Origin of the sequence: Streptomyces sp. NPDC014995 (genome assembly GCF_043080745.1) — a bacterium.
In the GTDB taxonomy this organism is placed as follows: domain Bacteria; phylum Actinomycetota; class Actinomycetes; order Streptomycetales; family Streptomycetaceae; genus Streptomyces.
This window is the reverse complement of the sequence record NZ_JBIBVX010000002.1, coordinates 221,660-242,391: the sequence shown is the minus strand read 5'-3', so window position 1 is coordinate 242,391 and position 20,732 is coordinate 221,660. Positions and strand designations below refer to the sequence as shown.

Genomic DNA, 20,732 nt, shown 5'->3' with positions numbered 1-20,732 from the left:
CTCAGCGGCGTGACATGTAGATGTCGAGCGCCTTGTGGAGCAGCTTGTTCAGCGGGAAGTCCCACTCGCCGAGGTACTCGGCGGCCTGGCCGCCCGTGCCGACCTTGAACTGGATCAGGCCGAACAGATGGTCCGACTCGTCCAGCGAGTCGGAGATGCCGCGCAGGTCGTAGACGGTCGCGCCGAGCGCGTAGGCGTCGCGCAGCATCCGCCACTGCATGGCGTTCGAGGGGCGGAACTCCCGGCCGATGTTGTCGGAGGCGCCGTACGAGTACCAGACGTGCCCGCCGACGATCAGCATCGTGGCCGCCGACAGGTTCACGCCGTTGTGGCGGGCGAAGTACAGCCGCATGCGGTTGGGGTCCTCGGTGTTGAGGGCCGTCCACATGCGCTGGAAGTACGACAGCGGGCGGGGCCGGAAGTGGTCGCGCACGGCCGTGATCTCGTAGAGGCGCTGCCACTCCTCGAGATCCTGGTAGCCGCCCTGGACGACCTCGACGCCTGCCTTCTCCGCCTTCTTGATGTTGCGGCGCCACAGCTGGTTGAAGTTCTTGTGGACCTCTTCGAGGGAACGGTTCGCCAGCGGCACCTGGTAGACGTACCGGGGCTGGACGTCGCCGAAGCCGGCGCCGCCGTCCTCGCCCTGCTGCCAGCCCATGCGGCGCAGCTTGTCGGCCACCTCGAAGGCGCGCGGCTCGATGAAGTCGGCCTCGATGTCGCGCAGCCGCTTCACGTCCGGGTTCTGGATGCCGGCCTTGATGGAGGGGGCCTCCCAGCGCCGGATGATCACCGGCGGGCCCATCTTCACGGAGAACGCGCCCTGCTGCTTGAGGTGCGCGAGCATCGGTTCCAGCCACTCCGTCAGATTCGGCGCGTACCAGTTGATGACCGGGCCCTCGGGCAGGTAGGCCAGGTAGCGCTTGATCTTGGGGAGCTGACGGTAGAGGACGAGGCCGGCGCCCACCAACTGGCCGCTCTTGTCGAACCAGCCGAGATTCTCCGAACGCCACTCGGCCTTGACGTCGGCCCAGGCCGGAACCTGCATGTGGCTCGCCGACGGCAGGCTCTGGATGTACGCCAGATGCTGCTCGCGACTGATCGTCCTCAGGGTCAGGCTCATTCGGGGCGCTCCTCGGGCTGGTGTGTCCCCATGGGTACAGGGGCTCCGGCTCTAGCGCCGAAGCCTACTGCGCCTGGGGAGCGGCCCGTTTGGGCATACGGCAGCTTCGCCCCGGCCCCTGAGCGGCCGGGACGGTCCGCCGGGGCGCGCAGGTGTCCTCTGCGTCCTACGCGCCTGCGGTCGGGAACGGTGTCCGGCGCGGTGCCGGACCGGCGTCGGTCAGCTCACCAGAGCCCGCCGAAGAGGCCGCCGTGCGCCATACCGAGGAAGAAGCCGACGCCGGAGGCACCGAGGCCCAGGATCAGACCGAAGCGTTCACGGGTGGTCTCGGAGACCCACTGTCCGTACGCGCCGGTGAAGATCCCCACCAGACCGGCCCACGAGCTGAGCAGGTGGAGGCTCTGGAACATCGCCGTGACGAAGGACACCACCCCGAGCACCAGGGTCACGGCCATCAGCGTGTCCTGGAGGGGATGGCGCTTGCCGTCGGTGGCGAAGAGGGATCCGGCGGTGTTGGGTCGCAATGCCTGTGCCATGAGGCACCTCCTGCGGAAAGCGGCGCATCGTAGCGCCATACACACCCGATGTGTACAGATTGGCGGTCCCCCCGGCCGGATTTCAACCGGAAGCCGGTGTGCAGGTAGTGTGTACCGTCTGCACCGGTGTCTGTTCAGGCACAGCCAGGGACTCCGCCCAGCACAGAGCGGGGACGTCGCCAGCCGACCCCCGATTGTCAGTGGCGGCCGATACCGTTGCGTACGCATCACAACCCTCCTGCCACGGAACGACCGTGGCCGCTGAGTCCAAAGGAGGTGGGTTCCACATGCGTCACTACGAGGTGATGGTCATCCTCGACCCCGATCTCGAGGAGCGCGCAGTCTCCCCGCTGATCGAGAACTTCCTCTCCGTCGTCCGTGAGGGCAACGGAAAGGTGGAGAAGGTCGACACCTGGGGCCGTCGTCGTCTCGCGTACGAGATCAAGAAGAAGCCCGAGGGCATCTACTCGGTCATCGACCTGCAGGCCGAGCCTGCGGTCGTGAAGGAGCTCGACCGCCAGATGAACCTGAACGAGTCGGTCCTCCGGACCAAGGTCCTCCGTCCCGAGACCCACTGAGCTTCCCGCTCAGCTGATCTCGGGAATCTGAGTAGCAGCACAAGCAGCCAGCAGCAGCAAACCCGCCGAGAGGTTCCCCCATGGCAGGCGAGACCGTCATCACGGTCATCGGCAATCTTGTCGACGACCCCGAGCTGCGCTTCACCCCCTCCGGTGCGGCGGTCGCGAAGTTCCGTGTCGCGTCCACTCCCCGCACCTTCGACCGCCAGACGAACGAGTGGAAGGACGGCGAGAGCCTGTTCCTGACCTGCTCGGTCTGGCGCCAGGCGGCGGAGAACGTCGCGGAGTCGCTCCAGCGAGGCATGCGCGTCATCGTGCAGGGCCGGCTGAAGCAGCGGTCCTACGAGGACCGCGAGGGTGTCAAGCGCACGGTCTACGAGCTGGACGTCGAGGAAGTCGGTCCCAGCCTGCGCAACGCCACGGCCAAGGTCACCAAGACCTCCGGCCGCGGTGGCCAGGGTGGCGGCGGTGGCTTCGGCGGCGGTGGCGGCCAGGGTGGCGGCGGCTGGGGCGGTGGCCCCGGCGGCGGTCAGCAGGGCGGCGCTCCCGCCGACGACCCGTGGGCCAGTGGCGCTCCCGCCGGTGGCGGCCAGGGCGGCGGTGGCGGCTGGGGTGGAAACTCCGGCGGCAGCGGTGGCGGCTACTCGGACGAGCCCCCCTTCTAGGCCTTCGGGCCCGGATGTCCGGGCCTGTTCAGGTCGAGGGTGGGGCCGTATCCCAACTTCTTGATCACACAGGAGAATCACCATGGCGAAGCCGCCTGTGCGCAAGCCGAAGAAGAAGGTCTGCGCTTTCTGCAAGGACAAGGTCACGTACGTGGACTACAAGGACACGAACATGCTGCGGAAGTTCATTTCCGACCGCGGCAAGATCCGTGCCCGCCGCGTGACCGGCAACTGCACGCAGCACCAGCGTGACGTCGCCACGGCCGTCAAGAACAGCCGTGAGATGGCGCTGCTGCCCTACACCGCCACCGCGCGATAAGGGAAGGGTGACCGACACATGAAGATCATCCTTACCCACGAGGTCTCCGGCCTCGGCGCCGCGGGCGACGTCGTCGACGTCAAGGACGGTTACGCTCGCAACTACCTCATCCCGCGGAACTTCGCGATCCGCTGGACCAAGGGTGGCGAGAAGGACGTCGAGCAGATCCGTCGCGCTCGCAAGATCCACGAGATCCAGACCATCGAGCAGGCCAACCAGGTGAAGGCCCAGCTCGAGGGTGTGAAGGTCCGTCTGGCCGTCCGCTCCGGCGACGCCGGTCGTCTCTTCGGTTCCGTCACCCCGGCCGACGTCGCCTCGGCGATCAAGGCTGCCGGCGGTCCCGAGGTCGACAAGCGCCGCATCGAGCTCAGCGCGCCGATCAAGACCCTGGGCGCCCACGAGACGTCCGTGCGTCTGCACCCCGAGGTTGCCGCCAAGGTCAACATCGAGGTCGTCGCGGCCTGATCGCTGCGCTCGGGTTGAACAGCTTCGGCTGAACAGCTGGAAGGGGCCGCACCCGCTGGGTGCGGCCCCTTCGGCGTGCTCGGGCCATGTTTCACGTGAAACGCCGGTTTCACGTGAAACGGTCACCGGGTTGCGCCGGTGACCACCCAGCGTCCGGAGCGGGTACGCAGCCAGAGAGTCAGCATCCGGACCGCCATCATCAGCGTCATCGCTCCCCACAGCGCGGTGAGCCCACCGCCGAAGGCAGGAACCAGCAGGGCCACCGGAGCGAAGACGGCGAGAGTGAGGACCATCGCCCACGCGAGATAGGGGCCGTCGCCCGCGCCCATCAGGACGCCGTCCAGGACGAAGACGATGCCGCAGATCGGCTGGGAGAGCCCCACCACCAGGAGGGCGGGGAGCGCCACGTCCTTCACCACCTGGTCGCCGGTGAACAGCGGAAGGAAGAGCGGTCGGCTGATCACCACGAGCAGACCGAGTACGACACCTACGGCGATGCCCCACTCCACCATGCGGCGGCAGGCGTCGCGGGCGCCCTGGGCATCGTTGGCGCCGAGATGGCGCCCGATGATCGCCTGCCCTGCGATGGCTATGGCGTCGAGGGCGAAGGCGAGCAGGCTCCACAGGGAGAGGATGATCTGGTGGGCCGCGATATCGGCGTCACCGAGGCGTGCGGCGACCGCTGTGGCGATCATGAGGACGGCCCGCAGGGACAGGGTGCGCACCAGCAGGGGTACGCCGGCCTGGGCGGAAGCCCGTATGCCGGCGGCGTCGGGCCGCAGGGAAGCTCCGTGGCGGCGGGCTCCCCGGATCACCACCGCAAGGTAGGCCGCGGCCATGCCGCACTGGGCGATGACGGTGCCCCAGGCGGAGCCCGCGATGCCGAGATCAGCGCCGTAGACCAGACCGGCGTTCAGGGCGGCGTTGGCGACGAAGCCCGCGACGGCGACATAGAGCGGAGTCCTTGTGTCCTGGAGGCCGCGCAGGACACCGGTCGCGGCCAGGACGACGAGCATGGCCGGAATGCCGAGTGCCGAGATGCGCAGGTAGGTCGTCGCGTACGGGGCGGCCGTCTCCGAGGCGCCGAAGAGTTCCACGAGCGCGGGGGCCGTGGGCAGGACGGCCGCGATCACGGCGGCGCCGAGCAGCAGCGCAAGCCAGATGCCGTCCATGCCCTGGCGGATGGCCGCCGGAAGGTCGCCGGCGCCCACGCGACGGGCGACGGCCGCCGTGGTGGCGTAGGCGAGGAAGACGAAGACACTGACGGCGGTCATCAGGAGCGCGGAGGCGACTCCGAGACCGGCGAGTTGCGCGGTGCCGAGGTGGCCGATGATGGCGCTGTCGACCATGACGAAGAGGGGCTCTGCGACGAGTGCGCCGAAGGCCGGGACGGCCAGTGCGACGATCTCTCGATCGTGCCGTCGTCGGGTGGCCTTGGTGGTCGCGGGAGCGTGTGTCATGACCACCAATCTAATCGTCCACAGGTAAGAGATGCAATGGATGAGTGACCCTTACTGGCAGTCTCGGTGTGTGTCCTCTCGCGCACCGTTCGAAGCGATCTTGGCCCGACTGGGGAAGTTTTTCTTCTGCACAGCCGGTGGACGGTAAATGGGCAGGTCAGCGGAGTTCTATGGGGAAAGTCGAGGGCTTGTTCACAGGGCTGTCCACCGGGTCGTGCACAGGTTTCGCCGAGTTCTCCACAGCATCGGGGCCGTCGTCCACATGGCCTGTGGATAACCAGATTGGCTGACGGTGCCCGCAGGCCTACGGTTGTCCGGCGCCCGCTCCGCCCGCTGCCCGTGAAAACCTCACAAAACCGACGTGCCCCAAGCGGAGTTGGGCCTCTCAGTTGTCAGTGCCGTGCCGTAGAAATGAGGGGCACGGTGAGGTCCGCTCCGCGGACGGGAGGAGGTGGCTCGGTGAGCATTTCCGAGCCCTTGGACGATCCGTGGGCCGACAGCGGTCCCAGTGATCGTCTTCCCTCCGCCCGGCGGCGTGGCGACGGGGGCCGCGGCCGGGACGAGCAACACGACCGCGGTCGGGACACCGGCGAATGGGACGGCGGCGGTACGGCCTTCGAGCGGGTGCCACCGCAGGACCTCGACGCGGAGCAGTCGGTCCTCGGCGGCATGCTCCTGTCCAAGGACGCCATCGCCGACGTCGTCGAGATCCTCAAGGGCCACGACTTCTACAAGCCCGCGCACGAGACGATCTTCCAGGCGATCCTCGACGTCTACGCGAAGGGTGAACCGGCCGACCCGATCACCATCGCCGCCGAGCTCACCAAGCGGGGCGAGATCAACAAGGTCGGCGGCGCCTCGTATCTGCACACGCTCGTCCAGACGGTGCCGACGGCGGCGAACGCCGAGTACTACGCGGAGATCGTGCACGAGCGCGCGGTCCTGCGCCGCCTGGTCGAGGCCGGCACCCGCATCACACAGATGGGATACGCGGGCGACGACGACGTCGACGAGATCGTCAACCGCGCCCAGGCCGAGATCTACGCGGTCACCGAGCAGCGCACCAGCGAGGACTACCTTCCGCTCGGCGACATCATGGAGGGCGCCCTCGACGAGATCGAGGCGATCGGCTCGCGCAGCGGCGAGATGACCGGTGTGCCCACGGGCTTCACCGACCTCGACTCGCTCACCAACGGTCTGCACCCCGGCCAGATGATCGTCATCGCGGCCCGCCCCGCCATGGGTAAGTCCACGCTGGCGCTGGACTTCGCCCGGGCCGCGTCGATCAAGCACAACCTGCCCAGCGTCATCTTCTCCCTCGAAATGGGCCGCAACGAGATCGCGATGCGTCTGCTGTCCGCCGAGGCCCGCGTCGCCCTGCACCACATGCGCTCTGGGACGATGACGGACGAGGACTGGACACGCCTGGCACGCCGGATGCCCGAGGTGTCCTCCGCGCCGCTCTACATCGACGACTCCCCGAACCTGTCGATGATGGAGATCCGCGCCAAGTGCCGTCGGCTCAAGCAGCGCAACGACATCAAGCTCGTGATCATCGACTACCTGCAGCTGATGCAGTCCGGCGGCTCCAAGCGCTCCGAGAGCCGCCAGCAGGAGGTCTCGGACATGTCCCGGAATCTCAAGCTCCTGGCCAAGGAGCTGGAGGTCCCCGTGATCGCGCTCTCGCAGCTGAACCGTGGTCCCGAGCAGCGCACGGACAAGAAGCCGATGGTGTCCGACCTGCGTGAGTCCGGCTCCATCGAGCAGGACGCCGACATGGTGATCCTGCTGCACCGCGAGGACGCGTACGAGAAGGAGTCGCCGCGCGCGGGCGAGGCGGACATCATCGTGGGCAAGCACCGTAACGGCCCGACGGCCACCATCACCGTGGCGTTCCAGGGCCACTACTCGCGCTTCGTGGACATGGCGCAGACGTGATCGTGCAAAGGATGTCCTCGCACGCCTCTGTCTCGACGAACGCCACTCACTCCAGGGGTCGGGGCCGGTCTGGACCTGCCGCTCGTCCCACCAGGTGATGCCAGCGTCGTGCAGTGGTCCGATCACGTCCTTGGCCTTGGCCGCGTCAGAGGCGTGGCGCCGCCGAGTACGAACTCGAAGGGGTGCTCGGCCCCGGCCGCACGGTGCTTACGCACGTATCCGACCGGATCACGTACTGCGGCCACATCCGGCAGATGACCATGCCGGGCCGTCTCGAAGAGCGGCACCGCGCCATCCCACCGCGCTGCCCGCCGCATGGGCGGGCGACGCGGCCAGAATCCGCGATCCAGACTGGCGGACAGGGCCGCTGCACCGTGGCAGGCAGCAGCGTCACGTCCCGGACCTCATCGTGCCGACCATGGTGGTTCACCGAGTCGCCGGACCAGAAACGCCTCAACAGCTCCAGGGCCGGTCGCGTGCGCGGTGCAACCGAGCCGGCTCCTCCGGTGTCACTCGCGGAGCGTATGGCCCGTGACTCCCGGACGGGCGCTCAGCGCCTCGTCTCGTACCTGGTCAGGATCACTCCGCAGGGAAACGTCCGCGTCTCCACCAGGTTCAGGTTCACCCAGCTGTCCAGCGCGGTGAAGACCGGCGTGCCGCCGCCCACCAGGACCGGCGCGGTGGCCAGCACGTACTCGTCAATCAGCCCGGCCCGCATGGCCGCCCCGGCGAGCGTCGCGCCGCCGATGTACATCGGGCCCCCGTCCTCGGCCTTGAGCCGGGTGATCTCGGCGACCGCGTCGCCGGTGACCAGGCGGGTGTTCCAGTCGACCTTGTCGATCGTCGAGGAGAACACGACCTTCGACATGTCCCGCCAGCGGCGCGCGAACTCGATCTCCGCCGGGGTGGCGTTGGGCTGCTGGTCGCCGGTCGGCCAGTAGGAGCTCATCGTCTGCCACAGCTTGCGCCCGTACAGCGACAGGTCGGTCGCCTGCAACTGGTCGGACCAAAACTGGAACAGCTCGTCGCTCGGCACGCTCCAGCCGATGTCGTCGCCGGGCGCGGCGATGTAGCCGTCCAGGGTCAGGTTCATGCCGTAGATCAATTTCCGCATGGCGCCAGCCTTCCGTGAGTCGGTCTCACGCGTACTGACCGGCGCGGCGCGGGAAACTCATCGGTGCGCGATCTGAGCTCGCATGTAGTCCTCGTGCGCGGTGGCTCAGCCGCAGACTCATCGTCAGCAGTCCACTCGGCCGCGCGGTGGTGAACGTGCCCTTGGTGCGCGGGCGGAAGCGCTATTCAGAGTGCACCACCTCGCCGATCCGCCTCCCCGCACGCCGAAGAAAGGGGGCGGCCCTGGGGAAAATGAGCTCGACGCCTGCCGAGCGGCCGGGTGGACTGGCCCCATGACGACATCTCAGGAAGAACTGCTCCCCGGCACACGGCGGGCACTGCTGCACCGCATTGCCGTGGCCCAGGCCGAAGGGCGGGCTCCGTCACTCGTCGCCGCGGTCGTGCGGGACGGACAGGCCGTGTGGCACGGGGCGCGTACCTCGGTCGACGGGCACGGTCCGGACGAGAACGTGCAGTACCGGATCGGCTCGATCACCAAGACCTTCACCGCCGTTCTCGTGCTGCGGCTGCGCGACGAGGGGGCGCTGGACCTCGAGGACCCGCTGGAGAAGCATCTGCCGGGCACCGGCGCGGGGGAGGCCAACGTCGCCCAACTACTCGCCCACACCGGGGGACTGGCGGCCGAATCACCGGGCCCGTGGTGGGAGCGGACGCCGGGGGCGCTGCGTCCGGAACTCACGGATGTCCTCGGTGACCAGCCCGTCCTGCATCCGGCGGGCCGGCGATTCCATTACTCCAACCCCGGCTACAGCCTCCTGGGCGCCCTCGTCGAGAAATTCAGGGGAGCCCCCTGGGACGAGGCACTACGGCGTGAAGTGCTCGAACCTCTGGGCCTGAATCGCACGAGCGCACGGCCGCAGCATCCGCATGCGGGCGGTTGGGCGGTGCACCCATGGGCCGATGTGATGCTGCCCGAGCCCACCGAGGACTTCGGGCGGATGGCGGCGGCCGGCCAACTCTGGTCCACGACCGGCGATCTCGCACGGTTCGCCGCCTTCCTGACCCGTGGGGACGACCGGGTGCTGAGCGCGGAGACACTCCGGGAGATGCGGACGCCCGCGGCTCCGGCCGAGCTCACGGACCTGGCCAACGGCAGTTCGTACGGGCTCGGTCTGCGGATCGAGAACCAGGACGGACGCCTGCTGGTCGGCCACTCCGGGTCGGTGCCGGGCTTCCTGGCGAGTCTCACCCTCAGCGAGGCCGACGACGTCGCCGCGGTGGTGCTCGCCAACTGCACCTCCGGCCCGATGGTGTCTCAGGTGGCCGCGGATCTCATCCGCATCGTGGCCGAGGCCGAGCCGCGGATCCCCGAGCCCTGGCGGCCGCTGCGGGAGGCCGACCGCTCAGTGCTGGAGCTGGCCGGCCAGTGGTACTGGGGCACCAACCCCTTCGCCCTGCGCGTGACGGCTGACGGGTTCCTCTCCCTGGGGCCACTCTCCGGCGGCGGACGACGCTCACGGTTCCGGCGGAACGGTGAAGGGACCTGGACGGGGCTGGAGGGGTACTTCGCCGGAGAGGTTCTTCGTGCCGTACGGCGTCCGGACGGCACGGTGGACCATCTGGACCTCGGGTCGTTCGTGTTCACGCGCCAGCCGTACGACGAAAGGGCTGACGTGCCCGGTGGGGTGGACCCGCAGGGATGGCGGGGGATCGGCTAGCCGACGCCCGAGTGCCCTTGAGCGGAGGAAGCGCCATGTTTCACGTGAAACATGGCGCTTTCGCTGTGGCCTCTGGTCGTCTCAGAGCTGGAGCTTGAAGCCCACGTGGGAGGCCACGAAGCCCAGCCGCTCGTAGAAGCGATGGGCGTCGGTGCGTGTGTTGTCCGAGGTCAGCTGCACCAACTGGCAGTTCTCGCGACGGGATTCCTCGATCGCCCACTCGATGAACCGCGTGCCCAGACCGCTGCCCCGTTCGTCGGCGTGGACCCGTACGCCCTCGATGATCGACCTGGTCGCCCCACGCCGGGACAGGCCGGGCACGATCGTGAGCTGGAGGGTGCCGACGACCCTCCCGTCACGCACGGCGACCACCAGCCGCTGGTTCGGGTCGGCCCTGAGCCGCTCCAGGGCGGTCAGGTAGGGGGTGAGGTCGTCCGGCGACTCGCGCTGTGCGCCCAGGGGATCGTCCGCGAGCATGCCGACGATCGCGGGGATGTCCTCGGGGGCGGCGGCACGTATTTCAAGATCTCCCATGGTCGCACCCTATGCAGCCGCGGGCGCCTTCAGTGACTCCACGACCCGCACCAGCGGGGCCAGTTCAGGGTTCTTCGCCGCTTCGTCGAGGGCCTCGCGCAGCGCCGCGTCGTTGGTCGGGCGGGCCTCGTCGAGCAGCTCGAGGCCGGCCTCGGTGACGTTCGTGTAGATGCCACGGCGGTCGGTGGGGCACAGGTAGCGCTCGAGGAGCCCCCGGTCCTCGAGCCGGGTGACCAGGCGGGTGGTGGCGCTCTGGCTGAGGACGACCGCGTCGGCGACCTGCTTCATCTGCAGATGGCCCCCGTCGCCGTCGTGCTGGCGGCTGAGCACGTCGAGCAAGGAGTACTCGCGCACGCTCAGGTCGTGCCGGGCCTGGAGCGCGCGCTCGATGTGGGCCTCGATCCTCCCGTGCAGCAGGGAGAGGGCGCACCAGCCCTGGGCGAGGGCGGTGAGCGCGGGGTCCGTCGCAGTCATGGGTCTCTTCCTCCGTCCCGGAGTGGCTGGATCCAGGGTAGAGCAGTTCCGCAATTGTCGGCGGTTGCTTATTGCCCGCGTCTGCAACTATTGTAGACGCAGGCAAAGCGCATCTGCAATCGTCTGGGAAGGTGTACCCCTCCATGCCTCTCGCGCTTCTGGCCCTCGCGATCGGGGCCTTCGGAATCGGAACGACAGAGTTCGTGATCATGGGCTTGCTGCCCGAGGTCGCGGGCGACTTCGGGGTCTCCATCCCCACGGCCGGTTTCCTCGTGACCGGCTACGCGCTCGGCGTCATGTTCGGCGCCCCGCTGATGACCGTCCTCGGCACCAAGGTCTCCCGCAAGCGGATGCTGATGCTGCTGATGGGCCTGTTCATCGTCGGCAACCTGCTGTCCGCCGTCGCCCCGGCCTTCGCCGTGATGCTGATCGGCCGTGTCGTCGCCTCGCTCGCGCACGGCGCCTTCTTCGGTATCGGCTCCGTCGTCGCGGCCGACCTGGTGGCGCCGGACAAGAAGGCCGGCGCCATCGCCATGATGTTCACCGGCCTCACCGTCGCCAACGTCGTGGGTGTCCCGCTGGGCACCCTCGTCGGGCAGAGCGTCGGCTGGCGCGTCACCTTCGCGATCGTCGCCGTCCTCGGGGTCATCGGCCTGGCGGGCATCGCCAAGCTGGTCCCGGAGATGCCCCGCCAGGAGGGCGTACGCCTGCGTCACGAACTGGCCGCGTTCAAGAACGCCCAGGTCCTCCTCGCCATGGCGATGACCGTCCTCGGCTTCGGCGGGGTCTTCGCGGCCATCACCTACATCGCGCCGATGATGACCCACGTGACCGGCTTCGCCGACGGCTCCGTCACCTGGCTGCTGGTCCTCTTCGGGCTCGGCATGGTCGGCGGCAACCTCGTCGGCGGCAAGTACGCCGACCGCGCCCTGATGCCGATGTTGTACGTCTCCCTGGGCGCCCTGGCGGTCGTCCTGGCGCTCTTCACCCTGACCGCCCACCACAAGGTCCTGGCGGCCGTCACGATCGCTCTGATCGGCGCCCTGGGTTTCGCGACCGTCCCGCCGCTGCAGAAGCGCGTCCTCGACCAGGCGCACGGCGCTCCGACGCTCGCCTCGGCGGTCAACATCGGTGCCTTCAACCTCGGCAACGCCCTGTCCGCCTGGCTCGGCGGCCTGGTCATCGCCGCCGGCCTCGGCTACACCGCCCCGAACTGGGTCGGTGCCGTTCTCGCCGCGGCCGCCCTGGTCCTCGCCTTCGTCTCGGCCGCGCTGGAGCGCCGCGACGGTGATCCCAGCACCGTCGTCGCCGGGGGCACGCCGGCCGGGCAGCCGACGGTCGTCCACCACTGAGCGCCGCCCGTCCGCCGGGCCAGGGCCGTCCCGGCGGACCGGTCGCCTCCCGGCCGCCCCAAGGGCATCAGCGCCTCCGACCGCACCAGAACCTCAGCAACACAACCTCAGCAACACCACGAAGGAGTACTCCCCCATGAGCACCACCCCCGCCGTCGCTCCGCTGACCATCCACGACGCCGAAGTCCTCGTGACGGCCGCCCGCCGCGCCGCCGAGGCCGCCGGGGTCACGGTCAGCGTCACCGTTCTGGACGCGGGCGGTCACCTGCTGGCCTTCCGACGGGACGACCGCGCCGTGCTGATCTCCGGCGAGACGAGCACCCGCAAGGCGTACACGGCGCTCCAGCTCGACACACCCACCGCCGACCTCGTCGACGCCGTGCAGCCCGGCGGCCTCTTCCACACCCTGCCCACCGCGCTCGACCGGCCGCTGCTGTTCATCGCCGGCGGCCTGCCGGTCCACCGCGACGGCCGCCTCATCGGCGCCATCGGGGTCGGTGGCGGCGCCCCGGAGCAGGATCACGGCTTCGCCACCGCCGCGGTGGAGGCGCTCGCCTGACGACGGCCGTCTCCCCCGAGCACACCCGAAGAACGCCGGTTCCCGACGACCACGGGAACCGGCGTCGTCGTATCCGAGTGCGTCAGCCGGCCGCCACCGTGAGCGGAGCGAACCGCCGGCTCCAGTCACCCGGCAGCTCCTCGGTCCCGTAGGTCATGACGGCGTTGAAGGCGACGGACTCCATACCCCGTGCCTTCACCCACGCCAGGAGTTCCTGGTGGCGCACGTCGATGTCGGTGCGCAGGGGGCGGTCGGTATGGGCGGCGAGGGAGGCCACGAGGGCCTTGGCCGTCTCGGTGTCCCGGGCGATCAGCGGGCCCACCACATGGGTGCCCATGTTGGGCCAGGCGGCCGCGTAGCCGATGATCCGGCCGTTGTCCTCGGCGACCCGTACCTGGTCGGCGAAGGCGGGCAGCCGCGCGATCATCTGCGTGCGGTCGGTGCCGAACACCTCCTCGTCGAGACTGAGGATCGCGGTGAGGTCCTCGGCCGTGGCCGCGCGGGTGACGACGCCGGGCGTCGGCCCGTCGGACGTGAAGTGCCCGACGACCATCTCGGCCCGGCCCGTGGCCTTGAACCCCAGCTCCTCGTACAGCGGACGACCGTGCGGTGTGGCGTGCAGGGTGAGGGGGGTGGGGCCCATCACGGAGAGGACGTGCCGCATCAGGTGCCGGCCGATACCGCGACGGGCGTGCCGTTCGGCGACCAGCACCATGCCGATGGCACCGAGCGCGGGCCGGCCGTGCGGACCGTACTCGGTGACGACGCAGGCGCTGACGAGACCTCCGCCGGGGTCGTCGATGCCGTACCCCTTCCCGGCGGTGAGGAGGAAGCCCCACTTGTGTTCCTCGCGCGGCCACCCCCGGTCCTCTGACAGGTCGGCGCACGCGGTGAGATCACGGTGCGTCAGGCGGCGAATGGGGAGAGCGGCGGTGGAAGGAGTCGGCACGCAGGTCAGGCTGTCCGACCGGTGCCCTTGGCGTCCACCTGTTTCCCCGGAGAGATACGTGCTTTTGGCCATGTCGTGGCCCACTCCCCTGGGGGCCGTCAGACCGAGGACGTTTCACGTGAAACGTCGCGAGCAGTGTCCCGTCGAGATCCTCTGCCACAGCTTCGAGCGACTTCGTCAAAACGCTGACATGCCTGCCGTTAGCCTCGGCCCATGGCGAGACTTCATCTCTTCGATCTCGACGGCACGTTGTTGCACGGAACATCGGCACCGGTCGAGATTTCGCGGCAACTCGGCCTGGAAGCGGAGACGGTCGCATTGGACCGAGCGATCGCGGCGGGCCGTATCGGGCCGCCGGAGTACGCCAGGCGCGTGCACGCGCTCTGGGCACAGCTCACTGACGCGCACGTGACGGCGGCGTTCGAAGCCGCTCCCTGGCTGACACGTATTCGCGAGGTCTGGACGGAGATCAGGAGCCGGGGGGAGTACTGCGCGGTCGTATCGCTCTCGCCGTCGTTCTTCGTGGAGCGGCTGACCGGGTGGGGCGCGCACGCCGCCTACGGTTCCCGCTTTCCCGCGGTGCCTTTCACCGAGCCCGTGGACCCCGAGGGAGTACTGAGCGCCGCCGCGAAGGTGCTGATCGCCGATCGGCTGTGCGCGGAGTTCGGGCTGACGCGGGAGGACTGCGTCGCGTACGGCGATTCACTCTCGGACAAGGACCTGTTCGGTGTGGTGCCGGTCTCCGTGGCGGTCAATGCGGACAGCCATCTGTCAGATCTCGCGACCCACTCCTACGTGGGGAAGGATCTGTGGGATGCCTATGCATTAGTTGGGTGCGCCCGGTAATTGAGGGAACCGACGATTCGCACCCCGGCCGTCCCCGAGGGAGGGAAGGGGGGACTTGTGCGCCGAGCGGCGCCCGGTATGGTCGACTCCGGTTCGTGTCCCGGATGTGATGCACGAGATGTGGTGCACACATTCCGTGCGGACCGGGAGCAGGGCAATGCAGCCTAACGGGACGGAGAGATCGAAGACCCGCGATTCCGGTTATGCGGTTGGGGCATCCGTACGGGGTGGGATGCTGCGGCAAGAGGACTGCGGCCCATGTCGCACTCTCGCCTTACGCGACGTACGCAGCAGAGATACGGGTGGACCGTGGTCGTATCGGACGCGGTTCGGAACGGAACGGAACAGAGAAGCAAGCCGTCTGCGGGGGAAGCAGGCACCTTCCGATCGTGGAAGTGCGCAGACCGACCGAAAGATGTTCGAGGCGAGGCACACCATGGACGCTCCGACCACCAGGTCGGCCGACAGCGGCACGTCCGGCGGCGGGGACGGTTGGTTCACGCCGCGCAAGGCGCCGGAACCGGCTGCCGGCAACGAGCAGGGAACCTCCGAAGGCCGCCGCCTGGCCGCGCTGCGCCCCGTGGGCAGGGGCACGGCGGCCGCCGACGGCGAACCACCCCAGGACGAGGCCGCCGAACCGGGCTCCCGAATACCCGAGACTCCCTCAGCGCCGACGGCACCCGCGAGCGACCAGCCGCAGAAACCCGCAGAGCCCCGGGACTCCGTCCACGTGCAGGACGTCGACTCCCAGGTCCCGGAGGAGGCCCCGGCAGAGGCCCCGGCGGAGGTTACGGCGGAGCCTCGAGCGCCTCTCCAGCCGCCGGCCGGCGCCGAACCCCGCGTCCCCGCCCAACGGTCCACCCCCGCCGGACACGCCTCCCCGGACGCCGTGCTGATCCGCCGGACCATGGCCGAGGTGACCCCCGTGGCCGACAAGGTCACCTCGTACTTCTACGCGCTGCTCTTCGTCCGCCACCCCGAACTGCGCCCGCTCTTCCCGCCCGCGATGGACACCCAGCGCGACCGGCTGCTCAAGGCCCTGCTCACCGCAGCGGAACACATCGACAACACGCCGGTCCTCGTGGACTACCTGCAACACCTCGGTCGAGGCCACCGCAAGTACGGAACCCGCCCCGAGCACTACCCGGCCGTCGGCGAGTGCCTCATCGGGGCGCTGAGCAAGTACTCCGGGTCCGTGTGGGACGCCGAGACCGAGGCGGCCTGGGTGCGGGCCTACACGACGATCTCCCAGGTCATGATCGACGCAGCGGCCGCCGACGAGCTGCGCGCGCCGGCCTGGTGGTACGCGGAGGTCGTCTCCCACGACCTGAGAACCTCGGACGTCGCCGTCCTCACCCTGCGCCCCGACCAGCCCTACCCCTTCCTCGCCGGGCAGTACGCGAGCCTGGAGACGCCGTGGTGGCCGCGGATCTGGCGGCACTACTCCTTCGCCTCGGCCCCCCGCTCCGACGGACTGCTGACGTTCCATGTGAAGGCCGTCCCCGCGGGCTGGGTCTCCAACGCGCTGGTCCACCGCGCCCGGCCCGGCGACGTGGTCCGCCTCGGCCCGCCGGCCGGCTCGATGACCGTCGACCACACCAGCGACCGCGGACTGCTCTGTCTGGGCGGCGGCACCGGCATAGCTCCCATCAAGGCCCTCGTCGAGGACGTCGCCGAGCACGGCGCCCGCCGCCCGGTCGAGGTCTTCTACGGCGCCCGCAGTGACCACGACCTGTACGACATCGACACGATGCTCAGGCTCCAGAAGTCCCACCCCTGGCTGGAGGTCCGCCCGGTGGTCGACCGCGACGGTCTGCTCCAGCTCCCCGACGCCATACGGGCCTACGGCCCCTGGACCGCGTACGACGCCTACCTCTCCGGCCCGCCAGGCATGATCCGCAGCGGAGTGGACGCCCTGCGCGGCGTCGGCATCCCGGCGGAGCGCATACGCCACGACTCGGTCGAAGAGCTCGTCGCCGCCGGACACTGAGCCGGCGCCGCAGACGTCACCCCAGATCGGGGGCGTGCATGGCGCGTACGCCCTCGATGTTGCCGTCGAGGTAGTGCCGTAGCGACAGCGGCACGAGGTGGACGGAGGCGATGCCGACCCGGGTGAACGGCACCCGGACGATCTCGTACTCGCCGATGGGCTCGTCGATCTCGGGGCCGTGCCGCAGGGCCGGATCCATGGACTCCAGACGGCAGACGAAGAAGTGCTGCACCTTCACACCGGTCGCGCCACCGTCCTCGCCGATGTGCTCGACGGTGTCGACGAAGCAGGGCACCACGTCGGTGATCTTGGCGCCGAGCTCCTCGTACACCTCGCGGTGCAGGGCGTCGACGACGGTCGTGTCCTCCGGCTCGACCCCGCCTCCCGGCGTGAGCCAGTACGGATCCATGCCGGGCTTGGTGCGCTTGATCAGGATCAGGTCGTCACCGTCCAGCAGAACGGCGCGGGCGGTGCGCTTGACCACGGGTCGGACGGTCATGGGAGAAATGTGGCCCGGCTGGTTCCACGTGAAACATCGCGAAACGTCACCGAACGACCTCACCCCGTGATACGCCGGGGAAACCCGTTCAGCACCAGTCGGCAGCCGTCCTCAGCAGCCATTCATGGGCCCGCGCGATGTGCGGCATCGCCAGCGTGCCGGTACGCGCCACCAGCACGTATGTCCGCAGCGGCGGTACCGCGGGCTCATGCAGTTCGATGACGTCACCCCGGTCGAGTGCGGCCGTACACAGATAGCGGGGCAGTACCGCGAGGCCGGCGCCCGCGATCGCACAGGCGAGGACCGCGCGCAGGTCGGGCACGATGACGGTGCCCGAGGCGGCGGGGCGCGAGTCGAAGACGGAGGCCCAGTAACGGGAGACGAAAGGCAGCGACTCGTGGACCTCGACGACGGGGAGGTTCTCCAGCGCGGACGCACCCTTGCGGCGCAGCGTCTGCGCACCGCTGAGCGCGGCCCGGTGCGGGGCGGCGACCAGGACGTGCTCCTCGTCGCACAACGGGGTGGCGGTGAGGAGCGCGCCGCGGGGCCGGACGGTACTGATGGCGAGGTCGTGGTGTCCGGCGGCCAGCCCCTCCAGGACCTCCTCGGCGGTTCCGAAGGAGGCACGCAGCGCGAGCCCCTGCCCGGCGTCGCCGGCCAGCTCGGTGAGGGCGGGAAGAGCCCGCTCGGCGGTGAACTCGGGGGGTCCGGCGAGATGCAGGGTCCGCACGGAGGACTCGTCGTCGAGACCGGTCTCGGCGATCTCGACCAGCGCGTCCAGATGGGGTGCGGCCTTGTGGGCGAGCTCGTCGCCGATGGTCGTCGGCGTGACGCCGCGGGCCTGGCGCAGGAACAGGGGGCGCCCCAGCTGCCGTTCCAGCGTGCGGATCTGGGAGGTCACGGCCGGCTGGGACAGGCCCAGCAGAGCGGCGGCGCGGGTGAAGGAACCAGCCCGGTGCACGGTCACGAAGGTGCGCAGCAAGGCCAGATCCACGGACGTTCCCCCCTTCCCTGCCCTTCTCCCGGCCCCGGGGCAGGGCCCAACTATAAATAAGTCGATAGGTCTCTGTCGCTACTGTGATTGGACACTGACAGACAGTCAACTAGCCTTGGTCGCGCGGTTCTTCGCGCGCAGAACCGTGGACGGTCCGAGCCACGAGGGGGGAGGCTCGGACCGTCCGATGTGCGTAGCGGGACACCGTCGGGGCGTCCGTCAACCGTTCACCGCGCCGACTCCTCCAGCGCACGCAGCACGTCCGCCACCAGGTCCTCGGGATCCTCCGCGCCGACCGACAGGCGGATGAAGCCCTCCGGCACCGCGTCCCCACCCCAGCGCCCGCGCCGCTCCGCCGTCGACCGCACTCCGCCGAAGCTCGTCGCGTCGTCCACCAACCGCAGCGCCTCGAGGAAACGCTCGGCACGCGCGCGCGTGGGCAGCGTGAAGGAGACCACGCATCCGAAGCGCCGCATCTGTCGTGCGGCCACCCGGTGGGACGGATCGTCGGGCAGCCCCGGATAGCGCAGACCGGTCACCTCGGGCCTCTTCCGCAGCGCCTCGGCGACGGCCAGGGCACTGGCGCTCTGCCGGTCGACGCGCAACGGGAGCGTGGCGATCGACCGGTGCGCGAGCCAGGCCTCCATGGGCCCCGGGATCGCCCCGACGATCTTGCGCCAGCGCCGTACGGCCGTCATCGGCTCGCCCTGGCGTCCTGTGACACAGCCGAGGAGGACGTCGCCGTGTCCGGTGAGCTGCTTGGTGCCGCTGGCCACCGAGAAGTCGGCCCCGAGTTCCAGCGGGCGCTGCCCGAGCGGCGTCGCGAGCGTGTTGTCGACGGCCACCAGGGCGCCACGCGCGTGTGCCGCCTCGACGAGCCGCCGGATGTCGCACACGTCGAGCCCGGGGTTCGACGGTGACTCGATCCACAGCAACTGCGCGCCGTCGAGGACACCGAGCTGGGCGTCGTCACCGGTCGGCGCGGTGCGCACCTCGATGCCGTACGCCTCCAGCTGGGCGCGGACCAGGGGCAGCGCCTGATAGCCGTCGCTGGGCAGGACGACGGCGTCCCCGGCGCGCAGCTGGGAGAAGAGCACCGAGGAGATCGCGGCCATGCCGGAGGCGAACACGAGCGTCTCAACACCGTCCTGCCCGGGCGCCTCCAGCTCGCCGATGGCCCGCTCCAGGTGCGTCCAGGTCGGATTCTCGTCGCGGCCGTAGGTGTACGGCCCCGTGGGCTCGCCCGGGAGGTGGAAGTGGGCGGCGAACACCGGACCCGGCAGGGTCGGCTCGTACTTCACCGGCTCCGGCAGGCCGGCCCGCACCGCGCGCGTGCCCTCGCCCGTGGGGAGCTCCCCGTCCCTGGCGGAATCGTTCATGCCACGCGTCCTTCCACGTCCTCGCGTACCGCGCTGAGCAGCCCCTCGCTCGCCTTCTCCACCATCCCAAGGCATTCCTCGAAACCGTCCCGACCCCCGTAGTAGGGGTCGGGGACGTCGAGATCGTGGCCGGCGGCGGGGTCGTACGCGCGCAGCAGGCGCACCTTGTGGGCGTCCTCGTCGGTGGGCGCGAGGCGGCGCAGTGCCCTGAGGTGGCCGGAGTCCAGGGCGATCACGAGGTCGAGACGCGCGAACCAGGACCGCTCGAACATCCGGGCGGTGTGCGCGAGGACGTACCCGTTCTCCTCGAGGACCGACACGGTGCGCGGGTCGGCGCCCTCGCCCACATGCCAGTCGCCCGTGCCCGCGCTGTCGACCTCGACCAGCCCGTCGAGGCCGGCCTCCGCCACCCGCGCGCGGAAGACCGACTCGGCCATCGGGGAGCGGCAGATGTTGCCGGTGCAGACGAAGCAGACGCGGTAGGTCATCGCGGGCTCAGTCCTTGTCGGGCAGGACGACGTTGAGCGCCCAGGAGACGACGGAGATGATCAGGCCGCCCACGACCGCGGTCCAGAAGCCCTCGACGTGGAAACTCAGGTCGAGCCTGTCCGCGAGCCACGACGTGAGCAGCAGCATCAGCGCGTTGACGACCAGTGTGATCAGGCCGAGCGTCAGGATGAAGAGCGGGAAGGTGAGCACCTTCACGATCGGCTTCACCAGGAAGTTGACGAGGCCGAAAAGCAGCGCCACCACGATGAGGGTGCCGACCTTCTTGCCCGTGCTGTCGCCGGTCAGAGTGATCTTGTCCAGCAGCCAGACGGCGACCGCCAGGGCGCCCGCGTTGGCGATCGTCTTGACTACGAAATTCTTCATGTGTCTGATCGTGGCAGAAGAGATCGGTTGCGAGCGTGGGCGAGGGCGATGAAGGCATTCCGGTTGGACGAACTGGAGGCGGAGCGAGCCGCCAACGACGGCGCTTATCTGCAGTTCCTGCGGGAGCGGAACATGTCGGTGGGGCTGTATGCGCTCGACGCCGGGCAGCATGATCCACAGAATCCGCACAACCAGGACGAGGTGTACCTCGTCGTGAGCGGGCGGGCCTCCCTCACCGTCGGCCTGGAGACCACCCAGGTGGCGCGCGGCAGCGTGGTGTACGTGCCGGCCGGGGTCGCCCACAAGTTCCACCACATCAGCGAGGACCTGCGGGTCGTGGTCGTGTTCTCGCCACCCGAGGGCTGATCGTCTCCGCCCGGGAGGTGATGCGCCGCCTCGAGATTCCCTAG

Annotated in this window: 23 protein-coding genes and 1 pseudogene; 11 read left to right on the top strand and 13 right to left on the bottom strand. The window is 69.4% G+C overall.

All coding sequences use genetic code 11. The features are described 5' to 3' along the window. Position 1 precedes the first annotated feature (1 nt). Together femX and ACF1A1_RS05505 are read right to left on the bottom strand one after the other, a co-directional pair. Positions 2-1,120 (bottom strand): peptidoglycan bridge formation glycyltransferase FemX, encoded by a 1,119-nt coding sequence (gene femX, locus ACF1A1_RS05510; RefSeq protein WP_391645720.1) that lies wholly within the window; start codon positions 1,118-1,120, stop codon positions 2-4. 224 nt (positions 1,121-1,344) lie between these two features. Next, positions 1,345-1,656 carry a hypothetical protein gene (locus ACF1A1_RS05505; RefSeq protein ID WP_391645718.1) on the bottom strand — a complete coding sequence of 104 codons (312 nt, stop codon included), beginning with the start codon at positions 1,654-1,656 and terminating at the stop codon, positions 1,345-1,347. A gap of 287 nt (positions 1,657-1,943) precedes the next feature. Between ACF1A1_RS05505 and rpsF the strand changes: the two genes are divergently transcribed. The 4 genes from rpsF to rplI all read left to right on the top strand — a co-directional run bounded on the left by rpsF (position 1,944) and on the right by rplI (position 3,683). After that, complete coding sequence (gene rpsF / locus ACF1A1_RS05500) at positions 1,944-2,234, top strand: 30S ribosomal protein S6 (protein WP_004950685.1); 291 nt, start codon at positions 1,944-1,946, stop codon at positions 2,232-2,234. Positions 2,235-2,314: 80 nt separating this feature from the next. After that, positions 2,315-2,899, top strand: coding sequence for a single-stranded DNA-binding protein (locus ACF1A1_RS05495; protein WP_391645717.1), 585 nt, complete (start codon positions 2,315-2,317; stop codon positions 2,897-2,899). Between the two features lie 82 nt (positions 2,900-2,981). After that, a complete protein-coding gene (gene rpsR, locus ACF1A1_RS05490) occupies positions 2,982-3,218 on the top strand; it encodes a 30S ribosomal protein S18 (RefSeq protein ID WP_130439187.1) in 237 nt (78 codons plus the stop codon). A gap of 18 nt (positions 3,219-3,236) precedes the next feature. Next, positions 3,237-3,683 carry a 50S ribosomal protein L9 gene (gene rplI / locus ACF1A1_RS05485; RefSeq protein WP_391645715.1) on the top strand — a complete coding sequence of 149 codons (447 nt, stop codon included), beginning with the start codon at positions 3,237-3,239 and terminating at the stop codon, positions 3,681-3,683. A 122-nt stretch (positions 3,684-3,805) separates the two neighbouring features. Here the strand turns inward: rplI and ACF1A1_RS05480 are convergent, their stop codons facing one another. Continuing rightward, a complete protein-coding gene (locus tag ACF1A1_RS05480) occupies positions 3,806-5,143 on the bottom strand; it encodes an MATE family efflux transporter (RefSeq protein ID WP_391645713.1) in 1,338 nt (445 codons plus the stop codon). 459 nt (positions 5,144-5,602) lie between these two features. On the opposite strand from ACF1A1_RS05480, the gene dnaB reads away from it, so the two are divergent. Continuing rightward, positions 5,603-7,081 (top strand): replicative DNA helicase, encoded by a 1,479-nt coding sequence (gene dnaB, locus ACF1A1_RS05475; protein WP_391645711.1) that lies wholly within the window; start codon positions 5,603-5,605, stop codon positions 7,079-7,081. 57 nt (positions 7,082-7,138) lie between these two features. Here dnaB and ACF1A1_RS05470 read toward each other — a convergent pair. Then, positions 7,139-7,547 (bottom strand): annotated as a pseudogene (locus ACF1A1_RS05470) (LLM class flavin-dependent oxidoreductase); the annotation flags it as partial. Between the two features lie 84 nt (positions 7,548-7,631). Then, entirely contained in the window at positions 7,632-8,195 is a 564-nt protein-coding gene (locus ACF1A1_RS05465; protein ID WP_391645709.1) for a dihydrofolate reductase family protein, read from the bottom strand. A gap of 292 nt (positions 8,196-8,487) precedes the next feature. Here ACF1A1_RS05465 and ACF1A1_RS05460 point away from each other — a divergent pair, with 292 nt between their 5' ends. Beyond that, positions 8,488-9,873 (top strand): serine hydrolase domain-containing protein, encoded by a 1,386-nt coding sequence (locus ACF1A1_RS05460; protein WP_391645707.1) that lies wholly within the window; start codon positions 8,488-8,490, stop codon positions 9,871-9,873. 81 nt (positions 9,874-9,954) lie between these two features. Here ACF1A1_RS05460 and ACF1A1_RS05455 read toward each other — a convergent pair whose 3' ends face one another. Further along, complete coding sequence (locus tag ACF1A1_RS05455; protein WP_391645705.1) at positions 9,955-10,407, bottom strand: GNAT family N-acetyltransferase; 453 nt, start codon at positions 10,405-10,407, stop codon at positions 9,955-9,957. A 9-nt stretch (positions 10,408-10,416) separates the two neighbouring features. Next, entirely contained in the window at positions 10,417-10,881 is a 465-nt protein-coding gene (locus tag ACF1A1_RS05450) for a MarR family winged helix-turn-helix transcriptional regulator (RefSeq protein WP_391645703.1), read from the bottom strand. Between the two features lie 143 nt (positions 10,882-11,024). Between ACF1A1_RS05450 and ACF1A1_RS05445 the strand changes: the two genes are divergently transcribed. Further along, complete coding sequence (locus tag ACF1A1_RS05445; protein ID WP_391645701.1) at positions 11,025-12,233, top strand: MFS transporter; 1,209 nt, start codon at positions 11,025-11,027, stop codon at positions 12,231-12,233. 136 nt (positions 12,234-12,369) lie between these two features. After that, on the top strand, positions 12,370-12,792 hold the full coding sequence (locus ACF1A1_RS05440; protein ID WP_391645699.1) for a heme-binding protein: 423 nt from the start codon (positions 12,370-12,372) through the stop codon (positions 12,790-12,792). Between the two features lie 82 nt (positions 12,793-12,874). On the opposite strand, the gene ACF1A1_RS05435 is transcribed toward ACF1A1_RS05440, so the two are convergent. Further along, entirely contained in the window at positions 12,875-13,741 is an 867-nt protein-coding gene (locus tag ACF1A1_RS05435; RefSeq protein WP_391645697.1) for a GNAT family N-acetyltransferase, read from the bottom strand. Between the two features lie 213 nt (positions 13,742-13,954). Here ACF1A1_RS05435 and ACF1A1_RS05430 point away from each other — a divergent pair, with 213 nt between their 5' ends. Then, complete coding sequence (locus tag ACF1A1_RS05430) at positions 13,955-14,587, top strand: HAD family hydrolase (protein ID WP_391645695.1); 633 nt, start codon at positions 13,955-13,957, stop codon at positions 14,585-14,587. A gap of 436 nt (positions 14,588-15,023) precedes the next feature. Continuing rightward, on the top strand, positions 15,024-16,577 hold the full coding sequence (locus tag ACF1A1_RS05425) for a globin domain-containing protein (protein WP_391645693.1): 1,554 nt from the start codon (positions 15,024-15,026) through the stop codon (positions 16,575-16,577). Between the two features lie 16 nt (positions 16,578-16,593). On the opposite strand, the gene ACF1A1_RS05420 is transcribed toward ACF1A1_RS05425, so the two are convergent. From ACF1A1_RS05420 to ACF1A1_RS05400, 5 genes are all read right to left on the bottom strand, one after another. Then, complete coding sequence (locus tag ACF1A1_RS05420; RefSeq protein WP_391645691.1) at positions 16,594-17,076, bottom strand: NUDIX domain-containing protein; 483 nt, start codon at positions 17,074-17,076, stop codon at positions 16,594-16,596. Between the two features lie 88 nt (positions 17,077-17,164). Next, positions 17,165-18,070 (bottom strand): LysR family transcriptional regulator, encoded by a 906-nt coding sequence (locus ACF1A1_RS05415; RefSeq protein ID WP_391645689.1) that lies wholly within the window; start codon positions 18,068-18,070, stop codon positions 17,165-17,167. A gap of 227 nt (positions 18,071-18,297) precedes the next feature. Then, on the bottom strand, positions 18,298-19,449 hold the full coding sequence (locus tag ACF1A1_RS05410) for a cystathionine gamma-lyase (protein ID WP_391645687.1): 1,152 nt from the start codon (positions 19,447-19,449) through the stop codon (positions 18,298-18,300). Continuing rightward, the gene (locus ACF1A1_RS05405) at positions 19,446-19,937 is read right to left on the bottom strand and encodes a low molecular weight protein-tyrosine-phosphatase (protein ID WP_391645685.1); all 492 of its coding nucleotides are present in this window, start codon (positions 19,935-19,937) and stop codon (positions 19,446-19,448) included. The genes ACF1A1_RS05410 and ACF1A1_RS05405 overlap by 4 nt, the downstream gene beginning before the upstream one ends. Before the next feature lie 7 nt (positions 19,938-19,944). Beyond that, positions 19,945-20,322, bottom strand: a complete 378-nt coding sequence (locus ACF1A1_RS05400; RefSeq protein ID WP_391645683.1) for a phage holin family protein — start codon at positions 20,320-20,322, stop codon at positions 19,945-19,947. Between the two features lie 48 nt (positions 20,323-20,370). Between ACF1A1_RS05400 and ACF1A1_RS05395 the strand changes: the two genes are divergently transcribed. Then, complete coding sequence (locus ACF1A1_RS05395; protein WP_391645681.1) at positions 20,371-20,688, top strand: cupin domain-containing protein; 318 nt, start codon at positions 20,371-20,373, stop codon at positions 20,686-20,688. Positions 20,689-20,732: the final 44 nt, after the last annotated feature.